Below are 23,101 nucleotides of genomic sequence, written 5' to 3' on the forward strand. Positions count from 1 at the left end.
TAAGTTCTCGAACCAGATCATGCTTAAGGGGATAGCAAACTTTTCACCTGTTTTACCGGACACTGATGTTTAAATTAATAGGTCTTATTTTGAATGCTAAGTTTAGAAGATAGTATAGCCCCGCACCCCTAAATTAACAGTCTTGGCTTCTCACCAAGATAATGACCCAGATCATTTATTATGATGAATATCATGTTAAATGATTTCTAAGTCCATTAACTTTACATAGTTATAAGTGGTTATAAATCAATGTTTTCATTGCTAAATTTATAGTTAAATATTTTGCCAGGTAGATTTCTTAGACTCTGGTGGTCATTATTCATCTTAAATGAATGTAGTATTTTTCTGTTCTTTCAAAATATTTAATACGGATGAAAAACACAACTCACAATAAAGATTTGTTTCAGAATATTTTTGAAGCCTCGGTAGAAGGTATTATTGTAGTGAATGAAAAAGGGCTTATTTTGATAGCAAATCCTGCGTGCGAACTACTATTTGGTTATGGATCCGGTGAATTACTAGGTCAGAATATCGAAATTCTTATTCCCGAAAAACTCAAGCGTCAATATAAAATTCATATCAAAAAGCATGTCACTCACCCAGAAAAAAATACTGATATGTTGGGGACGAAAAAGGATGGCAGCACGTTTAGTGTCAACATCGGCTTGAGTCCTACTGCAATTGACGGTAAAAATGCAACCATCGCTTTTTTTTGTGATGCTACGCAACAGAAAAACGATTTAAAAACAATTAAAGAAACAAACGCCAAGCTGATAGAAAGTAACCGAAAGTTTGATGCTTTGATCAATAACCAAAAGGGAATTGTGTTCCGTTCTAAAAACAACAGGAATTATGATATAGAATATATCAGCGAAGGCTGTTTAGAAATTACCGGCTATCCTTTTGAGTCATTTAAAGACTACACTATAGCTTATGGTCAACTCATTTTGGTAGAAGAACGTGATACTGTTTGGGAAAGAATACAAAGTGCAGTAAAGCTGAAAAAACCGTACAGTGTTGAGTATCACATTACCCATAAAAATGGCACCAATAAATATGTTTGGGAAAGAGGCGAGGCAGTTTATAATGACCAAGGTGGAGTTGTAGCATTGGAAGGTTTTATAAGTGATATTACACCACAGAAAGAAACTGAATTGGAATTACGCAGTAGCGAAGCAAAAATAAAAGCTTTATTAGAGGCTGTTCCTGATATGATGTTTATCCAAGATCACAAAGGTGTGTATCTTGATTGGTATGCCAACAGTCCTCAAAAATTGTTTATGATACCAGAAAAATTTATTGGTCTAAACATGAAAGACCTATTACCGTCTTATATCTATAAAAAAATAAAAATATCCCATCAAAATGTCATAACTTCTGGTGACTTACAGACTACAGAGTATAGCGTTCAAGGAAAAAATGGAATTGAACATTATGAGGCACGTGTGGTGCTTATGAACGACCATAAGCTTTTAACCATTGTTAGAGATACGACAGAGAAACAAAAGCTAAAAGATAAAATAGAGGAGGAAGAATTAAAAAGTAAAGCTATTTTAAACGCACTTCCAGATTTGTTTTCTGTACAAGATGAACACCAAAACATCCTTGAATTGCATGCCCCAAACCCTATGTGGTTGCCGAAGCCTAAAGAACAGATGCTTGGCAAAAATATCATGGAAATAGCACCATTGATAGTCTCAAAACAACTTATTGAAGCTTTTAGGAGAGTCGGGTCAACGAAAACCATGGAAATTATTGAGATAGAAAGAGATACTTTATCTGGACTCATGATTTTTGAAGCCCGTTTAGTTCCATTTGGTAAGAATAAAACACTGTGCATTGCACGTAATATTACAAATAAAAAAGCTCAAGAAGAAGAATTGCTCATTAAAGACCGAGCTTTAGCTTCTGCAGGTAATAGTATCATAATTGCTGATGCACAAAAACTAGGGATACCCATAATTTATTGTAACGAAGCGTTTGAAAAACTAACAGGATTTAACAAAGAAGAAATATTGGGTAGAAACTGCAATATGTTGCAATCTGATGACAGAGATCAAAAAGAGATTGACATAATGAAAAAAGCGATTGCAAATGGCGAAGCTTGTCATGTGGTTTTACGTAATTATAAAAAAAATGGAACACTTTTTTGGAATGATGTAACCATTACACCAGTATATAACAAAGAAGTTAAATTAACACACTTTATAGGGATACAAAGCGATGTTACAAGTAAGGCTAAAGCAGAAGATCTTAAAGATAGAATGCAAAAAATATTAGAATTAATTGCCCAATACAAGCCTTTAAAAACTATTGCTAAAACAATTATTGATACGGCAGAAATACATCTTAAAGATTGTGTTGGTTCTATTTTACTATTGGATCAGGAAACTAAAACATTACACAAATTGGCAGCACCAAATTTGCCAAAAGCATACTGCGAATACATTGAAGGGGGCGCTATTGGTCCTAAAATAGGTTCGTGCGGTACTGCATCATTCTTAAAAAAAGAGGTCATCGTTTCTAATATAGAAACAAGTGCACTTTGGGAAGATTATAGAGAAGAGGCCTTGAAAAATGGGTTAAAATCATGTTGGGCATTTCCTATTATGTCATCTTCAGATCAAGTGCTGGGAACATTTTGTGTTTATAGTGCATTTGTAAGGCAACCTTTGGCTAACGAAAAAAAGATGCTTTTAGATATGACCTATCTGGCAAGTATTGCCATAGAAAATTATAATCACACTATAATCCTGCAAAAAAATAAAAAGCAGTTAGAACTATACGCTCAAGAATTGGAAGACAAAGTGCAAGAGCGCACACAAGAAGTTGTGGCAACCGTAAAAGAATTGGTAGCATCCAATCTTAATCTGGAAGATCAAGTACTCATTACCAAACAAATAGAAAGTGAGGCGATTACCAGTAGAAATATTGCTTCAGAAATTGCTAAAAATTTTCCAAATGGTTTTGTTGTTGTTGTGGACAAAGATTTAACAGTGCTGTTTGCTGAAGGTGAAGCATTGGCTCAATTAGGATTAAAACAGTTTATTACTAACGGTACAATTGTTAATGATATCACTGTTTTTTCTGAAAAACGAAAATCTCGAATTAAGGAAAATTTCAGAAAAACACTTAGTGGGCAGTATCTCGCTTTTGAAGTTTGTTATAAAAGCAGATATTTTGCTACAAATACAGCCCCTTTATTTAATGAAAATAATCAAATAAGCTGCGCACTGCATGTATATAACGATATTTCTCACCAAAAAGAAATTGAGTTCAAAATTCAAAATGCCTTAAAAAAAGAGCAAGAATTAAATGAATTGAAGTCGCGCTTTGTGGCTATGGCATCTCATGAATTTAGAACCCCATTGAGTGCTATACTTACATCGGCAATTTTAATTGGTAGGCAAAATGAACATGGAAAAGAGGCTAAACGACAAAAATATGTGAGTCAAATTGAAAAAAATGTAAATAATCTTGTGGTTATCCTTAATGACTTTCTCTCATTAAGCAAATTAGAAGAAGGAAAAGTTGTTTCAACACCAGAACGGATTGACTTAGTTTCCTTTTCTAAACAAATAATAAAAGGAATTAATCCAACTTTAAAAAAAGGACAAGATATTGTTTTAAAGAGTGATAGAAAATTGCTTTTTGTGTCTTTAGATAAAAAATTATTACGTCATATCCTCAATAACCTTTTGTCTAATGCTTCAAAATATGCATCAGATGCCAACCAGATAGATTTTAAAATATTCCAAACCCAAGAAAAAGTAGTCATAGAAATTTCAGATCAAGGAATTGGCATTCCAGAAGAAGAGCAAGGGCATTTATTTAACCGTTTTTTTAGAGCTAAAAATGCGGTCAATATTGAAGGTACAGGGTTGGGTTTAAATATTGTGAAAAACTATACTGAATTAATGAATGGGACCATTCGTTTAAAAAGTAAATTAAATAGTGGCACAACCTTTTGGGTTGAGTTTCCAATAGGTAAGAAGGAATGAACTAATGAGATTCCCTATAACTTGGTGATAAAAAATAACTGTTCTATGAAAAAAGTACTAATTATTGAAGACAATGCAGATGTGCGTGAGAACACAGCTGACATTTTAGAGCTTGCAGGTTATAAAGTTGCTACAGCCGAAAACGGAAAAGTAGGGGTTGCGATTGCCAAACAACTTCTCCCTGATATTATTGTATGTGATATTATGATGCCAGAATTAGATGGTTATGAGGTATTGCAAGATTTAAACAAGAACACCAAAACAGCCAGTATTCCATTTATTTTTCTGACTGCCAAAACAGAAAAAATAGACATACGAAAAGGTATGAATTTAGGTGCGGACGATTATTTGACCAAACCATTTAGTGAAAATGAATTATTGGAGGCTATAGAATGCCGATTGAAAAAACATGACTTTTTAAAAAAAGAGTACTCTCAAACCATTGAAGGCGTTTCCCAATTTATTGAAGCCGCTTCAAACTATTTGGATTTAGACCATTTATCCAGAGATTATACGCCAAAAAAATACAATAGGAGAGAGGTAATCTATATGGAAGGCAATACGGCCAATTCCTTATATTATATACAAAATGGTGCTGTAAAAACTTACAAAACGACCGAAAAAGGGAAGGAGTTTGTGACAGGTTTGAGTGGCGCCGGTCATTTTGTGGGGCAGTTATCGCTATTATCAGATCATGGCATCTATATTGAATCTGCTGCAATACTTGAAGATGCTGACCTTTATGAAATTCCCAAATTAGATTTTATAACGCTTCTAAATTCAAACAAAGATGTGGCTAATAAGTTTGTAAGTTTAATATCCTGCAATTTGGTAGATGTACAGGACCAAATGGTAAATGTGGCATATGCCACCGTAAGACAGCGTGTTGCAAAAGCATTATTGGACATACATAATAAAGGTATTTTAATGAATAAGGAAGATAATGGGATAAGCATCGCTAGAGAAGATTTTGCAGGTATTATTGGTACTGCAACAGAAACAGCCATCCGTATGCTTACTGAATTTAAGGATGAAGGTTTAATAACCATAGGCAATGCCAGAAAAATAGTATTAGAAGATAAAGAGGCCCTTAAGGCTATTGCACTATTTGGGTAAAACTATCATGATTGAGACCTTTCAAAGCTCTAATTTGGATAGCTCCCAAAGCGAGCCGAGTTCTTATCCAGCAAGGCCTTAAATGCCTTTTAAGTATTGATAATTTATTCAAAAGCTCTTAAAAGATAACCAAAATTATTTTAAAATCTGACAACTCTGGAGCATCTAAGCTTGTCCTTTTCTTCAAAACGATGGTGTTGTTTTGGGGTCATAATCCATCAAAATACCATGTAGAGAAAAAAAGCCTGATTATGGGTTTGTTAAGTGGTCTCAAATTTAGTTAAAGCGATGTCCGTTAGTGCATCGCGTTTTTTAAATTCAACAGAAGCAATATAGCTCTATTTTTGTAGTTGCGCGTTTTTCTTTTTAAGATCTTCGAGTTTAGCTTCTAAGGATGTAATGATATCTTCTGCTTTATAGCTCATGCTAGAAACAGTCTCATCTAATTTTTTAGCAAAGGCTTCCTTTTTTTCGTGTGCAGTTTTGGTGAGTTCATCTTTGGCATGTTTCAACCAGTTTGAAACGTCATGCTTAGTACCTACTGCTGAATGTCTTATTATTCTTCTGGTTTTACTGCCTTTGCGTGGAGCAAAAAGAACTCCCATTCCTGCGCCAATTACTGCACCAACAGCTGCACCTGTTAACAGGACCAGCGCCATTTTTCTGTTTCTGTTTTCCATGATATTGATTATTTAAGTTATGGTAATTTCTGTACGGTAAATGTATGAAGAGATGGTTTGGTATAAAATGATGTAGATCAGTTGTTAATGTTGGGTAGGTTATTTTTTAACCATATGAGTATAGACTGGTTTTTGGGCGATTGACCTACATCATTTTTAATATTTTTAGTTTAGGTTATATTCGATTGATATTTGGTTCAATACATATTTTTTTATAAGGATGACAGATAATTGCAACATAGAGCAAAAACAGATTTATTTAAGAGCTTATCAAGATCTTTCACAACTAGAGAATGATTTAAAACACTTAGAAGAAAAGACTTCTCACTTTCAGGTTTCAGTACTGGGAAGCGTGGCTCAATTTTATGGTGATAAAAACATAGAAATCTCAAAGGATACCAATATGATAAAAGCGTATTGGGAAGATTTATTAGGAGAGAGGGTGAATTTTGGAAGTTTTTACAATCCAGAAAGTGGTTCTGTATTTATTGCAGGCGCTTTAGTAACCACATTTCTTCATAAAATAAACGGGAAGTGTCTCGCTACCTTATCTTCTGGACCATATGGTATTTTTAGAGGAATGGGTGGGAGTGAAGCACAAGCAACAACATATCTGAAACAGTTGAATAGTGGACAATACTTATTGATTTTAAGAGGTTTTGAAGATAAAACACAAGAATTGGATGAGCTACTAAATAATCCTATAGAATATGCGAAATTTAAATAACTCAAAATAGTTTTGCTGCTTTACACAGCATAAAAACAAAAAACGAGAAGCCCAAACTTCTCGTTTCTTATGAAGCACTCTCATATGTTTACCAATTTTTAAGTGTTTAAAATAATATCTTTCCAGACTACTAAAACAAATTAAAATGTTGATGATCTATAAGAGATGCTTCATATTGATTATAGCATAAATAATCAATGTTTTTAAGATCATCTGAGACATTTTACTGCCCCAGATTCTTGGTACAACGCATTCTCTAAAACCTTTAGGTATTGCATACACTTAATAAAAAGTCAATACGATACGCTTAAAGCTTTTAAGAACGCTTTGCCAACTAGGTCTGTTGCTCGATCTCACACCAGGAACCTGTATGTTTTCAAATTACTATCTCGGTAATTAGGTTGTCATTTAACGCTATAAGATAAATGGACAAATGACGTAAAATAGACGTCAAATTTTTAAAAATAGAAACTGGAAGCCGAGACTTCCAGTTTCCTGTTGAGACGATTCATTTTATTTATACGTCCAATCAATTCTTTACGCATTTTATTTTCTAAAATACTTGGACAAATCAATCTTAGTAAAACAAATTCAATCGCTTCATACTGGTTACACTTGCTTTACAGTAGTTTATAACCAATTTTTTAAAAGAATCTGGAACTTTTCACCGTCCCAGATTCTTGGTGCAAATTATTCTTTAGAATTTAGTGATATCATATACACTTTATAAAAAGTCAACATAATAACTTCAACCTTTAAGAATTTTTTGACACCTGCGATTCCTCTGTACAGCTACAGCAAGGAACCTTTGTTTATATTTTCAAATTCAAAGAACTATCCAATCTTTAATTAAATTGCTAATTTAAAGCAGTTTACCCCCATATAAAATGACCTGAATCAGTTTGGATCTTTTTTTTAATAAAAACTGGAAGCCGAAACTTCCAGTTTCTTTTTGAGACGATTCATTTTATCTCTACCAAACAACCAATCAAATCTTCCATTTCTAGAATTTTAGAAATCGTCGATTCTGGTAAAATAAATTCAATGGCCTCATACTGGTTACACTTGCTTTACAGTAGTTTATAATCAATTTTTTAAAAAGAATCTGGGACATTTTACCGTCCCAGATTCTTGGTGCAAATTATTCTTTAGAATCTTTTAATGTTATATGCACCTTATAGAAAGTCAACATAGTAACTTCAATCCTTAAGAATTTTTTGACACCTGCGATTCCTCTGTACAGCTACAGCAAGGAATCTCTATTTTATATCATCAAAGAACATTGTAATCTTTAATTCTACTGCTAATTTACGATGGTTTGTTGCTTTTGGAAATGACCCAGGTCAGTGTCGCCATTTTATAACTGCTTTTATGTTATTGAACTTTCTGTTTTATGGTAATGAGTGACAACCTTCAGTATTGAAAAGGTTAGGAAGATGGGGCATCTCCTAAATCGAGATATGAACCTCGACCTCATGGAGTATACCATCATCTTTTAGTGGGAAAATATTCCCTTTGCCCTGCTCATTTTCCATTTTCCACCACGATCCTTCAGTGTCTTTTTCCTGAAATACTGTGATATTGTACGGAGTAGTTTTAAAACGGTAACTAATAGTTACTGAAGGCCATTCTTCAGGGTAGCAGGGTGTGAACTTCAGTTTATCCACGAGAAGTTCCATACCTAACAAGGAACCAATAATAAATTGATTCATCCAACCTGAGGAACCGGTGTACCAGGTCCATCCGCCACGGCCTCGATGGGTTTCATTGGCGTAAACATCAGCAGCCATCACATAAGGCTCGACTTTATAAGTCTGCACATCCTCCTGATTTAAGGCATGATTAACAGGTTGTACCATACTAAAGAGTTCATAGGCTGTCTTCCTGTCTCCCAGCGCTGCAAAAGCCATTAAAGTCCAGATAGCAGCATGCGAATATTGCCCTCCATTTTCTCTTACGCCTGGCACATATCCTTTGATATATCCCGGGTTCAAATCAGAGGTGTCAAACGGCGGATCTAAAAGCTGGATGATTTTCATATCTCTTTTGACCAGGTTTTTATTTAAGGAATCCATGGCTTGGTTCCTTCTGTCTTCTGGTGCAGCGCCAGTCAATACAGACCAACTTTGGGAGATGGCATCAATGCGACATTCTTCATTTACTTTTGATCCTAGAGGTGTTCCGTCATCAAACCAGGCGCGTTTATACCATTCACCGTCCCAAGCAGACTTCTCAATATTGGATTGTAATTTAATGGCTTCTTCTTTACAGGTTGAAGCAAATTTAGTATCACCATATTTAGTGGCGACTTGCTCAAAATTGGTTAGAATATCATAAAGGAAAAATGCCAGCCAAACACTTTCTCCTTTGCCTTCATTCCCTACTTGATCCATGCCGTCATTCCAATCACCAGAACCGATTAGCGGCAAGCCGTGTTTTCCAAAACGGAAGCTATGATTTATAGCGAGACGACAATGGTGGTACAAGTTGGAACTTGAAGTTCCACTGATTGGTAAATCATATAGGGAGTCTTCGCCTTCAAGCAACAGTCTGGATTCTAAAAATCCGGTTTGCTCATTCAGTATTTCCAAATCACCAGTAGCATTTAAATATCTATAAACCACAAATGGCAGCCATAACAAATCATCAGAACAATTGGTGCGCACGCCTCTTCCTACCGGTGGATGCCACCAATGCTGGACATCACCTTCCGTAAATTGTCGGGAGGCATTTAAAAGAATTTGTTTACGGGCAAACTCAGGTTTATTGTGCAATAAGGACAGCACATCCTGAATTTGGTCTCTGAAACCAAAGGCGCCTCCGGATTGATAGAATCCACTACGTGCAAACAATCTAGAAGCGATGGTTTGATAGGTAAGCCATCCATTGGCCAAAAGATTTAAAGACTCATTTGGGGTTTGAACCTGCACCGTAGTTACGATCTCATTCCAGTAGTCCTTCATCTGGTCATAAGATTGTTTAATTACATTCAGGTTTGAAAAATCCTGAGTGAGTTTTATAGCTGAGGCCTTGTCCTCGCCACTACCAATAAGAAAAACAACCTCTCTTTCTTCTCCTGCCAATAAATTAAATTTTCCTTGTAAACCAGCGCAGGTGTCTCGTCCGGCCCCAATTTTCCCTCTAAGATCTTGACGGTATAAAGCCTGGGGATTGGAAAGATTCCTGTTTCGGCCAATAAACTTCGAACGGTCAGTGGTATTACTGTATTTATTCACACCAATAATCTTAAAAAACACTACCCGGTTGGCAAAAGCATCATTGTAATTGTTACGAAAGAACAAAGCGCCACACTGTACATCATACTCTGAAAGAACATGCATGTTGGTTTTAGAGCGGACATCACCCAATATAATTTCTAGGTAGCCTGTAGCAGAAAGTTTTCGTAATCGGTCTGTATTGTTTTTTATGGTAAGCACTACAAACTTTACGGGTGCCTCCTTGTCCACAAACACTTTCATTTTGGATGCTATGCCGTTTTCTATATGTTCATAACCGGTATAACCAAAGCCATGTGTCGTCATATAATTCGATTCGCTTTTTATAGGAAATGGCGCCGGCGACCAAAATAGTCCGGTATCCTCATCACGCAGGTAAAAAGCTTCACCTCCCATGTCTGTCACCGGATCATTATGCCAGGGAGTAATGCGATATTCATGTGCATTCACGGCCCAAGTGTAGGCTGAGCCACTTTCAGAAACTACTGTTCCAATAGTAGGATTTGCAATAACGTTCACCCAGGGTGCCGGCGTAGTTACCTCTTTATCAATTAGAATTTTATATTCTTTTCCATCTGACGTAAAACCTCCCGTTCCATTGAAAAATTTAAGGTCTTGTGGCATCACTACATTTTCAACACTAATTTTTTCGGAAGTTTGGTGTTTAACATCTAATAAAGGTGACGAACCTATTTCTCTGTACTGCCTTGATATTTGCTTTGATAGGGAGCCATCAGTATCGGTAATAATGATTTTGGCAACGCTTTCAAATAAGATACGGTCCTCTGAGGAAATTTGATCGGTTGATTTTACATATATTTTTCCTGGGATATGGCTGGTCAATGAGTCACCAGCTGAAATCATTCCTAAGATCTGGTCTTGCAATTCGTGTCGGTATGAACCATGGTCCTCATTCCAGATCACGAGATCTACGGTCAAGCCTTTTAGTTGCCAATACCCGTGAGCCTTAATCATTTGTGTAACCAAATCCAGATTTTCCGAGTTGAATATTTGTAACAAAACGATCGGCAAGTCGCCGGATACTGAATGGCTCCAAAGTCCTGACTGACCTCTGAAATTGTTTTTGATCACGGTCTCATTGGCGCGCAGAGCCGGATTTGAATAAATAATCGAAGCGGCTAATTTTCCAAATAGTTGGGCATCCACTTCCGTGGCATTTATTTGCCTTAACAAAACCTGACTATGCGTCCAGGAAAGATCCAGTGCTCGTTTTTTAAGATTCTTATCCCTGTATTTATGCATGAGCGATTCACTTTCTTCGCGACTTTCACAAATACCATATATAAGGTCGATGGTTGCAGTGCTGAATGGCTTAATGGTGATCCGGTATTTTGTAGCCATTACAGGATCTAAAACGGCACCTTGGTTGCCAGCTAATTTACCGATATCAAGCGCCTGAGGATTAGCCAAGGTTCTTCCCCTACCAATAAATTGCATGCGGTCTGTTTCAAACGACACTTCTTCCACTTCCGCTCCATAGGCATCCATTAAATGGAATAAATGGGGTGGCATTTCATCTTTGGAACGCGGTCTTCTTGTGGCAAAAACAGCATTATATTCAGGTTGGATATCTGTTTGAACAAAAAGATTACTGAATGCAGGATGAGCTTCGTCAGAGGCCTGGGTTGCCAAAACAATCTCTGTATAACTCGTAACTTCCAGAATTTTTGAGGATTTCGACCGGTTCGTAATTTTTATTTTTCTTATTTCTACATTATCTTCAGGGGAAACCACAATTTGGGTTTTAGTTTCAAAACCAAAATCCTGCCGTCGAAACTCGATGGTTCCCTGAGAAAATATAGTTTCATAATTTTCGGAAGACTGAAGGGTGGGATGGTAGGTGTTAGACCAGAAATTCCCACTATCGACATCTTTTATATAACAAAAAATGCCGTAATTATCTTTAATAGCATCTTCACGCCATCTTGTTACTGATATGTTTTTCCAGCGGCTGTAGCCTCCTCCTGAATTGGTTACCATGACCTGGTATTTACCATTACTGAGTAATTGTACTTCGGGTATAGGTGTATTGGGTGTATTTATGACTCTTAATTGTGCATGTGCTTCCGTAGTGTGTATCTCAGTAATTTTAGCCGTATGCGCATGAAAAATGGATCGCTTAGGAATCCGTTCCTGCAATAGTGGCAATGTCGCCTGAAAGCGCAATTCCGCTGCAAATCGATTTTGCATTGGTTTGTTTAATAAGACATACGCAAAAGATAAGAATCCCATCCCCTGATGATGAGCCATAAAGGAATTGATCAGCACATGGTTTTCGCCACGAGGTAAACGTGTTTTGGTATAATCAATGGCTTCTAAAAAACCGTATTCCCCTTCTAAACCTTTCTCCGATAAAAGTTCTAAATTAGATGCGGCTTTTTTAGGCGCAACCATTAAAGCCAGCATGCTAGCATACGGTGCTATGACTAGATCTTCCTCTAATCCGCGCTTCAATCCCAACCCTGGCACCCCGAAAGCGTGGTATTGATAATTCAAGCTGGCATCCACACTGTTATAACCAGATTCGGAGATGCCCCAAGGCACATCACGTTTTTTAGCGTATTCTATCTGCCGTTTTACCATAGCAATATTGGTAGCATGTAATAACGTGTTTTCATAGGTTGGCATAACTAATTGAGGCATCAAATATTCGAACATCGATCCGCTCCAAGAGAGTAAAATAGCCCCATCTTTCGAATCGGTGAGTAAACGGCCCAAGGAGAACCAGCTTTCCTGAGATAATAGTCCCTGTGCAATGCCCACAAAAACGCCCATTCTCGCTTCTGAAGCCAGCATATCATAAAAGCTATCATCTCTCCGCAACTCATCCACATTATAACCTATGGAAAGATGATAAGTGTTTTTATCTATTAAAAATTCATAATCCACAATGCTCAATTGCTCCAATTGCTCGGCCAATTCTTCAATATAAGTGAGTTTTTCCGGAATAAAATCGACTCCATTTTTTAAAGCAGTTTCTACTTTTATCAGCCAGTCAGCCTCCCCGCTTGTTTCATTTTTGTATTGATCAATTTGTTGACTTAACTCACCATTTATTTCTCGAAGAGAGAGAAGCGAATGATTAAAGTCCAATTTTGATAAACCAGTAAATGATTCCGGAATGGGCAATAGATGCAACCAAGGAATTTGTCTGTATAAATCTTCTCGAGTGTTTTCAATTTGATTTTTTAATTGAAGCATCCATTTACCGATTTCCAAATGCTCATCAAACACTGTGAGATTCTCGCCGAGAGCCATCAGGTCATCGAAATTTCTCTTTATTACTGACAAAGATTTGTTCTTTTCACGAATAGCATTGCCTAGTAAATTTTCTATAGTTTCTATAGTTTCATCCTTTTCATCTTTCAGCAAATCCTTTATAACTCCTATTGTAGAGTAAAGACCATTATAGCTTTCAATATTGAAAATTGGATTGGATTTAAACGCTAAAATACCTTGTCGCAAAATAAGAAGATGCCCCACCAGATTGCCACTATCCACTGTGGATACATACGCGGGTCTCATGATAGCTAAGGATTGGGTGTCATACCAATTATAAAAATGGCCCTTGTAGCGCTCCATCTCATGTAATGTTTTGAGGGTGCTGTTGCATCTAGAAAGCATTTGCCCCATTGTGATATACCCAAAATCATATGCTGTAAGATTAGCCAGCAAAGAGAGGCCTATATTGGTAGGCGAGGTACGGTGGGCGATTACTGGATTAGGATGCTGTTGGAAATTGTCCGGTGGCAACCAGTTTTCGCCTTTATTCACAAAGTGTTCAAAAAAGCGCCATGTTTTTCTGGCCGCTTTATGAAGAAATATTTTTTGTGTCCGGGTAAGATCGGGAACTTCTTCTTTTTCCGTCAGACTTAATCCCCAGGCAATAGTGGGCGAAAGAAACCATAAAGTAAGAATAGGAATGGAAACAAAAAACGCCGGTAAATTTGAATATAGAAATAATACAAGGCAGATAAAAGACAACACTGGCCCAATCCACATTTTTCGATAAATGAACCAGTAATTATTTTTTGATTCTTTGGAAGCGGCGGCAGATGGTGTCCATTCCAAAAGTTTTTTACCGCTAACAATCATTCTCCAGTTGGTTTGGATGATCGCATTTGTGAACCGATACGATTCATACGGCAATACAGCTATCCCAAATATAAAGCGCAATAATACTTCCTTGACAGAGTTACCTACTTCGGAAAGATGGGCTTTAAAGTCTATATCTTCCGGACGACGTATTAACCGCAGAAAAGCTGCAGCCATTACTGGTAATAGGATAATAATAGTAACGGTAAGTGTCCAAAACCATGGTTTGGGCAAGATGAACCAGCCAAGAATAAAAATCAATAAAAGAGAAAGAGGCAACACGCTTCTGCGCAGATTATCCACAATTTTCCAACGCGATAAAAGAGAAAGGTTGTTTCTGACAAACTCACCCTTTTTATTTCTCGCAAAGGGCAATATCCACGCGGCTATTTGCCAATCGCCCCTGATCCAGCGATGATGGCGCTTTATATCCTCTTCATAGCTGGAAGGATTCTTTTCATATAATATAACATCGCTTAACAAACCTGATCGCGTATAGCATCCTTCTAATAGATCATGACTAAGGATCCGGTTGTCGGGAAAAAGGTTGCCCACAACTTTTTCAAATATATCGACATCGTAGATACCCTTCCCAATAAAAGAGCCTTCTTCAAAGATGTCCTGGTAAACGTCAGAAGACGCCCGGGTGTAAGGATCTATCCCTTTCATGTCCCCTTGTAGGCGCAAATAAAGAGACGTTTTACTTTTAGGAAAATCTGAGGCTACTCTTGGTTGCAAAATTCCATACCCTTGTACCACCCGCTTTTTTCTTTCGTCATAGACCGCAATATTCAACGGATGCACCATAGTGGCAATTAATTTCCAAGCGGTATCCCTTGGCAACTTAGTATCTGTATCAAGAGTGATTATATATTTTATACTTTTTAGATCTCCGTAATCTCCAACAATCCGACTAAAATCATTTTTATCTTCATCTCTTAACAGTGCATTTAAGGCGGACAGTTTCCCTCTTTTTCGCTCATACCCCATCCATTTATCTTCTTTTGGGTTCCATTTTCTCGCACGGTGGAAAAGATAAAAAATATCCGGCTGTCCTGGCTGGTTGTATTTCTCATTCAATTGTTGGATTCTTTCACTCACCAGATTTAGAAACGACTGGTCATCGGGTTTTGTTTCAGAGTCCGCATCGGTAAAATCGGTTAAAAGACTGAAGTGTAAGTTTTCGCCACGATTTGCCAAAAAGCGTATTTCGAGTGCTTCCACGTTATCTTCAATTTCCTTTTTGCTTGAAAGCATTGACGGAATTGTTACCAAAGTGCGGTATTCAACAGGGATTCCTTTTGAAAAATCCAGTCTAGGTAAAATTTTTGGTTTTATCCATAAAGTTGCCAGCCAGTTGGAGAAGGAAATAGCCAAATGAGCCGAGCCAACCATACATAAAAGCGCTAACAGAATAAGGAATTGCCAGCTAAAATCGCCATGGATCCAAGCTACCGAGAGCAACCCAAAAGCAAAAGCCAATGTAAGAAAGGATATTAAAGAAAGATAAATGAAAACTGGTCTTTTTTCCATGAAACTGGTCAGACTTTGCTTTAAATTAAAGCGCATCTTCGTGGCATCCTTTAATTGGTAAAAGCCTTCACCTATCAGGTAATAACCTACATGATTTTGTCTGTCAGGATGTATAGCTGTTGCATGGGATTTTTTAGTTAATTCAATAGTTTTCTCTGCAATTTCTATTTCAGAAAGAGCACTGTGCGCAGCAATACTTTCAATCACATGCCTGTATCTGTCTCGTGTAGTAAAATCCAATTGTGGGTAAATACCTGTGATGTCTTTCCGTAAGGTTTGCTCTACTATACTTGAGGTTTCTACAAATTTACGCCAGTCAGTTGTTCCGATGAAGCGCAACGTGCCAATGCTATTTTTAACGGATACCTGATCAGCGGCCTGTTTTTGGTTTTCGTGATAAACCAGGTCAGCACCAACAATCCCCTCCTTGGATAATTGTTGCTCCATCCAGCTTAGCGGTAAAGCAAAGGCGGGGCCTTTTCCTTGCAGTTTTCGGATAAATCCCGCAACAAACGGACTATTTAAAATAATGTCGGATTTGGCCATATTTGCAATGGTCAATACCAAATCGACAGGATCTTTTTTTACTGTTTCGATCATTTTATCGCTCCAATAATCTGCTATGTTATGGTCAATCATATCAAGAGCTATTTTTTCAGCAATCCTTCTAAGATTTTCGATAACAGCAAGCTTCATCATGATCGGGATAGCCCATAATTCTCCTAGGGTCAGAATTTTTTCTGATTGATAAGCCGAGATAAAACCTTTTAATCCATTTGAGTCGATGCGGCAATCACTGTGTGCAATTATTTCGAGAGCGATATCATACACCCGGGGCATACCTTTGGAGCTTCCATTGGCCAGATAAGGCAAACCTTCGCTATATTTTTTAGGTAGGTGTTTTTTAGAAGTAACAATCTGTTCCTCAATTAAATAAAAATTATCTAGGAGCCATTCTGCCGCAGGTGTGATTACCTGGCCTAATTGAATGCTTTCAACCAATAAGTTCCGGACCTCAATGAGGGTGCTTTCATTGTCATCCAATCTTTTTAAAAGCTTATCACTGCGCTTGCCCTTGAAGGTTTTATGAGACCGTGCCACTATACTGGCATGGGTTATCATTTGGTCGAAGTTGTATAATTCTGAGCGAATGGGATCTGACGCAGTAGAATTTAAAAAGGCATTGCGCTTTTGAAAATATTTACGCATTCGAGATAACATTTCAATAACTGTAGTGCTTTTAACTTTCATATGAGTTGGATTGATTGGTGAAAATGATAGTCGTTTAATTCTCTAACCATGAACCATATTTTTGTTAGCCATTTGTTTTTCAGCTTTATTGATGTTTTCTATGCCTTGCAAAAGAGCATCTGGATTGAAAGAAATGCTATCAATGCCTTCATTGACCAAAAATGAGGCAAATTCGGGGTAGTCACTTGGTGCTTCACCGCATAACCCTATTTTAGTATTTGTTTTTTTAGCAGACTGGATGGCCATTTTAATAAACTGCTTTGGTGCTTCATTATTCTCATCAAAGAGGTTCATCAATAATTCAGAATCTCTGTCAATACCCAGTGTAAGTTGTGTGAGATCATTGGAGCCAATTGAGAACCCGTCAAAGATCTCGGCAAATTGTTCGGCTAAAATCACATTGCTAGGGAGTTCTACCATTGTATATATTTCAAGGTTATTGACACCGCGTTTTAATCCATTTTCTTCCATTACAGTCAATACCTTTTTGCCTTCTTCAATGGTTCTACAAAAAGGAACCATCACCTTTAAGTTAGTTAATCCCATTTGCTCGCGTACTCTTTTAATGGCTTTACATTCCAATGCAAAACCTTCTTTGTACAAATCGCTATAATACCGTGCTGCACCTCTAAAACCTAGCATCGGGTTTTCTTCATGAGGTTCAAAATCTTTTCCACCAATGAGGTTTGCATATTCATTGGTTTTAAAATCGCTTAAACGTACAATCACTTCTTTTGGATAAAAGGCCGCAGCGATAGTGGCGATACCTTGCGATAATTTATCGACAAAATAATCCTCCTTATCTGGGTATGTTTCGGTAATTTTTTTAATTTCTTTCTGTATTGAATTGTCTGTGATCTTATTAAATTTTACCAATGCCATAGGATGTACTTTAACATGATGGGTAATGATAAATTCCATACGTAATAAACCTACACCACTATTAGGATATTGGGATAGTTGGAAAGCACTATCGGGATTTGCGAGTATTAGTTTTGCTTCAGTTTTAGGCGTTTTAATATTGGAAAAATTTATTTCCTTTTTGCTATATGTGCCTTTTCCCTGATATATATACCCAACATTCCCCTCTGCACATGAAATAGTAATATCTTCACCTTCTGCAATGGCTCTTGTGGCATTACCACAGCCTACAATTGCGGGGACACCTAACTCACGAGCCACAATGGCGGCATGGCTTGTTCGGCCACCTTTATTGGTAACGATGCCGGCTACTTGTTTTAACAATGGATCCCAATCTGGAGTTAAGGTATCGGTTACAATAATGGTATCGACCGGTAAGATGCCTACATTTCTTGGAGATTTTAACAGTTGGGCTTTACCGATGCTTATTTTTGACCCTACGGCATTGCCTTGAGATAATAATTGCCCCTTCTTTAAAAGTGTATATTCAATAATGAGTTTTTTACTCCCTGTCTGGTGTACTGTTTCTGGACGGGCTTGTGTTATGAACATCTCATCTGTGATGCCATCTTTTGCCCACTCTATATCCATCGGTTTTTTATAGTGGTCTTCGATTATTTTTGCCCACCTTGACAATTCGATGATTTCATTGTCTGACAAGACAAATCGCAGCTGTTTCTTTTTTGTTGTTTTTATGTTTACAATGGTTGTTTTTTCCTTTTCATTAGCATACACCATGGTTAACTTTTTATCACCCATATTCTTTTGAACAATTGGGTAATAACCTTGTGCCAAACTCGGTTTAAAAATATAGAATTCGTCGGGGGTAACAACACCTTGAACAATATTCTCTCCCAATCCCCAAACCCCGGACAGTAGCATAATGTTTTCAAATCCTGATTCCGGATCGATGGTAAACCCAACTCCAGAACATCCTTTATCTGCTCTTACCATAAGTTGCACACCAACAGACAAAGCAACATCGTGGTGTTTGAAACCTTTATCCTCTCTATATTTTAAGGCGCGATTGGTATACAAAGAAGCAAAACATTTTTTAACAGTCTGAATTAAGGCGTCGTTTCCTTTTATATTCAAATAGGTGTCGTGCTGTCCAGCAAAACTGGCATCTGGAAGATCTTCGGCTGTAGCACTGCTTCGCACGGCAACCTCTTTTAATTCTTTACCACATAAAGTAGTATATTCAGATATAATCTCTTCTTTAAAATTTGAGGAAATAGTAGCCCCTAAGATAAGATCTCTTGTCCGTTTTCCGATGTCTTCGAGATTAGAATAGGCATTTTTGTCCAATTCATTTAAAATGTTTTCTATTTGTGTTTGAATATCGTTCTTCTTCAGAAATTCCCAAAAAGCAAACGAGGTTGTTGCAAAACCATTTGGAATACGGACACCTTTTGAGGTTAATTCATTATACATTTCTCCTAAAGATGCGTTTTTGCCTCCAACACTACCAACATCCTTAATACCAACTTCGCCGAATTTTTTTATACGTGTCTCCATACTTTTAGTTTTAATAAGGTTAAAAATACTTCAATATTGGATGTCTTAAAATGATGCAGGTCAGTGGATTAATATTTTGCTGCGTGAATCAAGTTACATATGGATAGTTAAACTTATAAGCTACGTCAGTTCTAAAAGTAAAAGTGGTATTAGGAAACTCTTCCGAAAGTTTGAGTGATACGGTAAGGTAGGGGTTTGTAAAAGCCTCTAAAACGATAAATCATATTAAACCTGTTGATAGTCAAAGAGGTGCTAGCTACTGTTGAAAACAATAAGATTGTGAAATATAGAACCATTACCAAAGCGTGTTTTGGTATTATGGATAAGAACTATTAACATCAATAATGACTATAAGAGGTATCTGTATTAATAGTGTGGATTTTATAACTTCATATAACTAAACTACGTTCTTCATACCTTTAGTACGGGCCTGATTTCTTTTAGCCTGTTTGTTTGGATCCATCCTGAAATGCAAAATCTAAACCTGATTTTTCTAGTTTCCTTTGGTTCAGGAACGTTGAGCCTTTGGAACGCAGAGGTTATTGCTTTTTGACTGATGAGCACTATCAGGTGATGTGGGGCTTCGTAGAAATGGATTTGTATCGAGCAATACCTCCTTTCTAGTGGCAAATTCTCAAAATTTTAAACTGGAAAAAAGAAGGTAGAATAATCATAGTGCCATCTCCTTCGAATACTTCTTTAGGATAGGTAAAAAATATAGTTTTTCTCTGTTAATCATCAGTGTCCGGTAAAACAGGTGAAAAGTTTGCAAACCCCCTTAAAGCATGATCTGGTTCAAGAACTTAAAAATGACACCTTGTTTTTGAAACCAATTTCACTTAGAGTGATTGGGCAAATTTAATTTATAATAACGACTGTTTATCAGTCAGTTACAATTAAGTCTTTGTTCTTTTCCCGATAGCTCGGGACTATAAGCGCAGCGCCTGCCTGCCGGCGAGGCAGGATCTTAATTCTTTATCGGACAATAATGTTTTAAAATATCATAAAACGATCAATCACAGGCTAACACGTTTTAAAACACTTTTTCGATTTATTTAGGGTCTTTATAGGTTTCATACATAGATCCGAAATGCGACTGTAAAAACATATCGAGAGGAATGTCTTCCTGCTTTATAAAACCTTTATTTTTTAATTTACCTTCAGAAATCAGGTCGACAACTGCCGAAATGCTGCAGGCAGTGGTCCAACTAATAGCGCGCCAATCTTTACCATCCAAATTGATTTTGCGGTAAGATTCGCTAAATTCTTTTCTTCTTAACTTGCCATTTATCGTTCCTTCAACAGCAGCATAAACTAAAACAATATCATCATCAACTAGAGGCAAGGCATTATTTAAGATTTCCTTTGCCAACTTTCGATCATTTTTTAACAGGAGGTCGTAAAGCAACAATTTCATGGCGTCCCGATGTCCTGGGTATCTCATGGTTTTATAATTTAAGGTATCCACTTTACCGTCTAATGTTTCGCACATAGTCCCCAGCCCACCTGAAGTGGAGAAAGCCTCGTATTGGCGTCCGTTTATGTTGATCGATTCCACATCGTCGAGGGAACTTACCATTTTACGCTGGCTATTGTGAATCACTTCGGCATCGTTAAGGTATTCATTGATAACGCCTTCCGCACTCCACGTAAAACTATAGCCCAATTGCCCCATAGGGTGAAGGGGAAGGGCTCCGACCCTCAGCTTCACAGATCTAATTTCAGAAAACTGGGCATACAATCCGGCCCCGAGAATTCCTATAAAACCGGGCGCCAAACCACATTGTGGCGCCAAAACAGCTTTACTGCCTTTTGACAATTTGCGAATAGCGTTCAGTGTGGGCACATCTTCGGTTAAATCGAAGTAATGCACACCCATGTCGGCCGCTGTTTGGGCTATTTTTATATTGAGAAAATAAGGCAAGCAAGAAACTACCGCTTGCTTGTTTTTAAGAAATTTGCGAATGGTTTCGTCTTTGGAAACATCTCCTTTTATCATTTTAAAAGGAAACGTATTATCAGGTTCACCCCGATCCATCCCTTCTACTATATATTTTGTGCTTAGCAAGGTAGCCACAAGACTACCAACTTTCCCTAAGCCTAGAACACCTATTTTATCAATCATATTTATTGACTTATTTTAAATTGAAAGACTGTTTATTTTATTTGTATCTCCGCTTTTTGTCATACTAGTAAGAAAAGGAAAATCAAAAATCTTCTTACTTTGAATCAACTCAAAATATAACGCTTAAAATCCAATGTTGCAATGGCTAATATTTAGGAAAAACGTTAGTGTTTATCATTATCGGACAATAATGAATTTTAATCAAAGTTTAAATATGGAGTATTGAGCAAACCATTTATTAAATAAAGACTTGTCTGTCGTCTAAGTAAACCTCAGAAGTATTTTCATTAGAAATAAACATGGATAATCCTTAGGTATTGAAAAACATGAATATGGATTTTTCATCAGAGGAGAAGGAATCAAGATGAGTAACTTTAGTTGAAACTTGAGAGCTTGGATTTTTAAGTTTTAAATTTTGTTTTTCATGATCACCAAAAACCCTTTTACCTTAATTTTACTATTCTCTTCAACCTATTTACAGTTCTTGTTTGACCTTAATAATATTCCATGTTTTGTTTTTGCCCATAACTGCATAAAGCTCGTCCGTTAGAAGTTTAGAAGTAATTTGAGGTGCTGCTCTCAAAAAACTTTTGTCTAAAACAATATTAACAGCGTCTTGAGTAAGATAATATGTAATTTCTCCTTCTGTGTTTATAAGCACTTCAAAATATCTATAATTTACCATATCCTTATCTAAAGCCGTGTTTCTGGAAATGATTTGTTTGTCCAGCTTTAAGGCAATCGCATTATTTTTATTAAAGTTGGTGATATTTAAAAATTGGGGCTCAATAACTGTTTTTCCAGATGTATCTATAAATCCGAAATATGAGATTCCAGCTTTAACCTCAACTATTTTGCATCTTTCGTAAGAAAACATTGGATACTCACCGTCATCAGTTTTTGTATTGACCAAATCGGTTCTAAAATCTATAACGAGATTACCTTGCTTATCAATAAAGCCCCATTTTCCATCTTTTTTAATGGCTGCAACATCATCATGAAATGGTGAAATGAATTCCACATTTTCAAGAGATTGTCCAACTATAAGAAGTGGAGCAATGATGAACATAAAACATAAAATTACTACCTTTTTCATAATGATTTTATTTTAAGGGTTAATAATCAAAATTAGTATTAGCCTTTCCCATTGAAATGGTTTTTTATCAGACTGCTTAATTATGTAAATTTTAAATTGAAGCCTTTTGAATATGATGGGTTTAGATGAATTTTAGTTTAGAAAAGCTTAGCGCTATTAATTGTAATCATTGCTTTACATATACTTTTCAAGAAATCTAAAAAACTTTTTTTTAAGTTCTGCATATATATCCCTTTGCGTTTCGATGTCATTTCTAAACTCATAATGTTGTTTCGCTAATCGTGTGTCTAAAACATCCGAACCTGCTTCGCTTAGTCCAGCAATACGTGTTTCGTGCTTTTCAATGGTTTCTTCTAAATCTTCAATTACACCTCCATGAAGGATAAATTGATTTTGGTAATGTTCTAGTTGTACAAGGATGTCTTTGTCTGTCCAGCGTGTCACCAACTCACTCAATCTATGGTTAAAGGATTTCAACTCATCCTTCCAAAAATCGAGTTCTCCTTTCCATTGTTGGTGTTCAAAATGCATATTGTCGTTGTATAAAATTTTTGTTGTCATTATAATTTGTCTTAAGCGGTTATTCTATAAAGTTGGCATTTTAGTTGCATATTTAAAATGACGTAGGTCATTTCATAAAAATCCATTATTGTCCGATAAAGAATTAAGATCCTGCCTCGCCGGCAGGCAGGCGCTGCGCTTATAGTCCCGATAGCTATATCGGGAAAAGAACAAAGACTTGATTTTAACTGACTGATAAACGGTCGTTATTCTAAATTAA

General features: G+C 36.7%; 9 protein-coding genes. 3 read left to right on the forward strand and 6 right to left on the reverse strand.

The features are described from left to right. The first annotated feature begins 371 nt into the window (after positions 1-371). On the forward strand, positions 372-4,001 hold the full coding sequence (locus tag JEM65_RS05825) for a PAS domain S-box protein (protein ID WP_199597998.1): 3,630 nt from the start codon (positions 372-374) through the stop codon (positions 3,999-4,001). A 45-nt stretch (positions 4,002-4,046) separates the two neighbouring features. After that, a complete protein-coding gene (locus tag JEM65_RS05830) occupies positions 4,047-5,117 on the forward strand; it encodes a response regulator (protein ID WP_199597999.1) in 1,071 nt (356 codons plus the stop codon). A gap of 338 nt (positions 5,118-5,455) precedes the next feature. Here JEM65_RS05830 and JEM65_RS05835 read toward each other — a convergent pair whose 3' ends face one another. After that, positions 5,456-5,797: a YtxH domain-containing protein gene (locus JEM65_RS05835; protein WP_199598000.1), complete on the reverse strand. Its 342-nt coding sequence runs from the start codon at positions 5,795-5,797 to the stop codon at positions 5,456-5,458. Between the two features lie 220 nt (positions 5,798-6,017). Between JEM65_RS05835 and JEM65_RS05840 the strand changes: the two genes are divergently transcribed. After that, positions 6,018-6,524 carry a hypothetical protein gene (locus JEM65_RS05840; RefSeq protein WP_199598001.1) on the forward strand — a complete coding sequence of 169 codons (507 nt, stop codon included), beginning with the start codon at positions 6,018-6,020 and terminating at the stop codon, positions 6,522-6,524. A 1,448-nt stretch (positions 6,525-7,972) separates the two neighbouring features. On the opposite strand, the gene JEM65_RS05845 is transcribed toward JEM65_RS05840, so the two are convergent. From JEM65_RS05845 to JEM65_RS05865, 5 genes are all read right to left on the reverse strand, one after another. Next, positions 7,973-16,660, reverse strand: a complete 8,688-nt coding sequence (locus JEM65_RS05845; RefSeq protein ID WP_199598002.1) for a GH36-type glycosyl hydrolase domain-containing protein — start codon at positions 16,658-16,660, stop codon at positions 7,973-7,975. A gap of 42 nt (positions 16,661-16,702) precedes the next feature. Then, on the reverse strand, positions 16,703-19,099 hold the full coding sequence (gene ppsA, locus JEM65_RS05850) for a phosphoenolpyruvate synthase (RefSeq protein ID WP_199598003.1): 2,397 nt from the start codon (positions 19,097-19,099) through the stop codon (positions 16,703-16,705). Between the two features lie 1,051 nt (positions 19,100-20,150). After that, positions 20,151-21,224 carry a saccharopine dehydrogenase family protein gene (locus tag JEM65_RS05855; RefSeq protein ID WP_233530540.1) on the reverse strand — a complete coding sequence of 358 codons (1,074 nt, stop codon included), beginning with the start codon at positions 21,222-21,224 and terminating at the stop codon, positions 20,151-20,153. 475 nt (positions 21,225-21,699) lie between these two features. Beyond that, complete coding sequence (locus JEM65_RS05860; RefSeq protein ID WP_199598004.1) at positions 21,700-22,320, reverse strand: WG repeat-containing protein; 621 nt, start codon at positions 22,318-22,320, stop codon at positions 21,700-21,702. Positions 22,321-22,494: 174 nt separating this feature from the next. Beyond that, on the reverse strand, positions 22,495-22,881 hold the full coding sequence (locus JEM65_RS05865) for a hypothetical protein (protein ID WP_199598005.1): 387 nt from the start codon (positions 22,879-22,881) through the stop codon (positions 22,495-22,497). Positions 22,882-23,101: the final 220 nt, after the last annotated feature.

The sequence above is a fragment of the Gelidibacter salicanalis genome, from assembly GCF_016469035.1.
GTDB classification, from domain to species: domain Bacteria; phylum Bacteroidota; class Bacteroidia; order Flavobacteriales; family Flavobacteriaceae; genus Gelidibacter; species Gelidibacter salicanalis_A.

Excerpts from the sequence above, each read along its gene's own strand:
- JEM65_RS05845 (WP_199598002.1), bottom strand. The coding sequence starts at position 16,660 with ATGAAAGTTAAAAGCACTACAGTTATTGAAATGTTATCTCGAATGCGT.
- JEM65_RS05840 (WP_199598001.1), top strand. The coding sequence starts at position 6,018 with ATGACAGATAATTGCAACATAGAGCAAAAACAGATTTATTTAAGAGCT.
- JEM65_RS05835 (WP_199598000.1), bottom strand. The coding sequence starts at position 5,797 with ATGGAAAACAGAAACAGAAAAATGGCGCTGGTCCTGTTAACAGGTGCA.
- JEM65_RS05825 (WP_199597998.1), top strand. The coding sequence starts at position 372 with ATGAAAAACACAACTCACAATAAAGATTTGTTTCAGAATATTTTTGAA.
- JEM65_RS05855 (WP_233530540.1), bottom strand. The coding sequence starts at position 21,224 with ATGATTGATAAAATAGGTGTTCTAGGCTTAGGGAAAGTTGGTAGTCTT.
- JEM65_RS05830 (WP_199597999.1), top strand. The coding sequence starts at position 4,047 with ATGAAAAAAGTACTAATTATTGAAGACAATGCAGATGTGCGTGAGAAC.
- ppsA (WP_199598003.1), bottom strand. The coding sequence starts at position 19,099 with ATGGAGACACGTATAAAAAAATTCGGCGAAGTTGGTATTAAGGATGTT.
- JEM65_RS05860 (WP_199598004.1), bottom strand. The coding sequence starts at position 22,320 with ATGAAAAAGGTAGTAATTTTATGTTTTATGTTCATCATTGCTCCACTT.
- JEM65_RS05865 (WP_199598005.1), bottom strand. The coding sequence starts at position 22,881 with ATGACAACAAAAATTTTATACAACGACAATATGCATTTTGAACACCAA.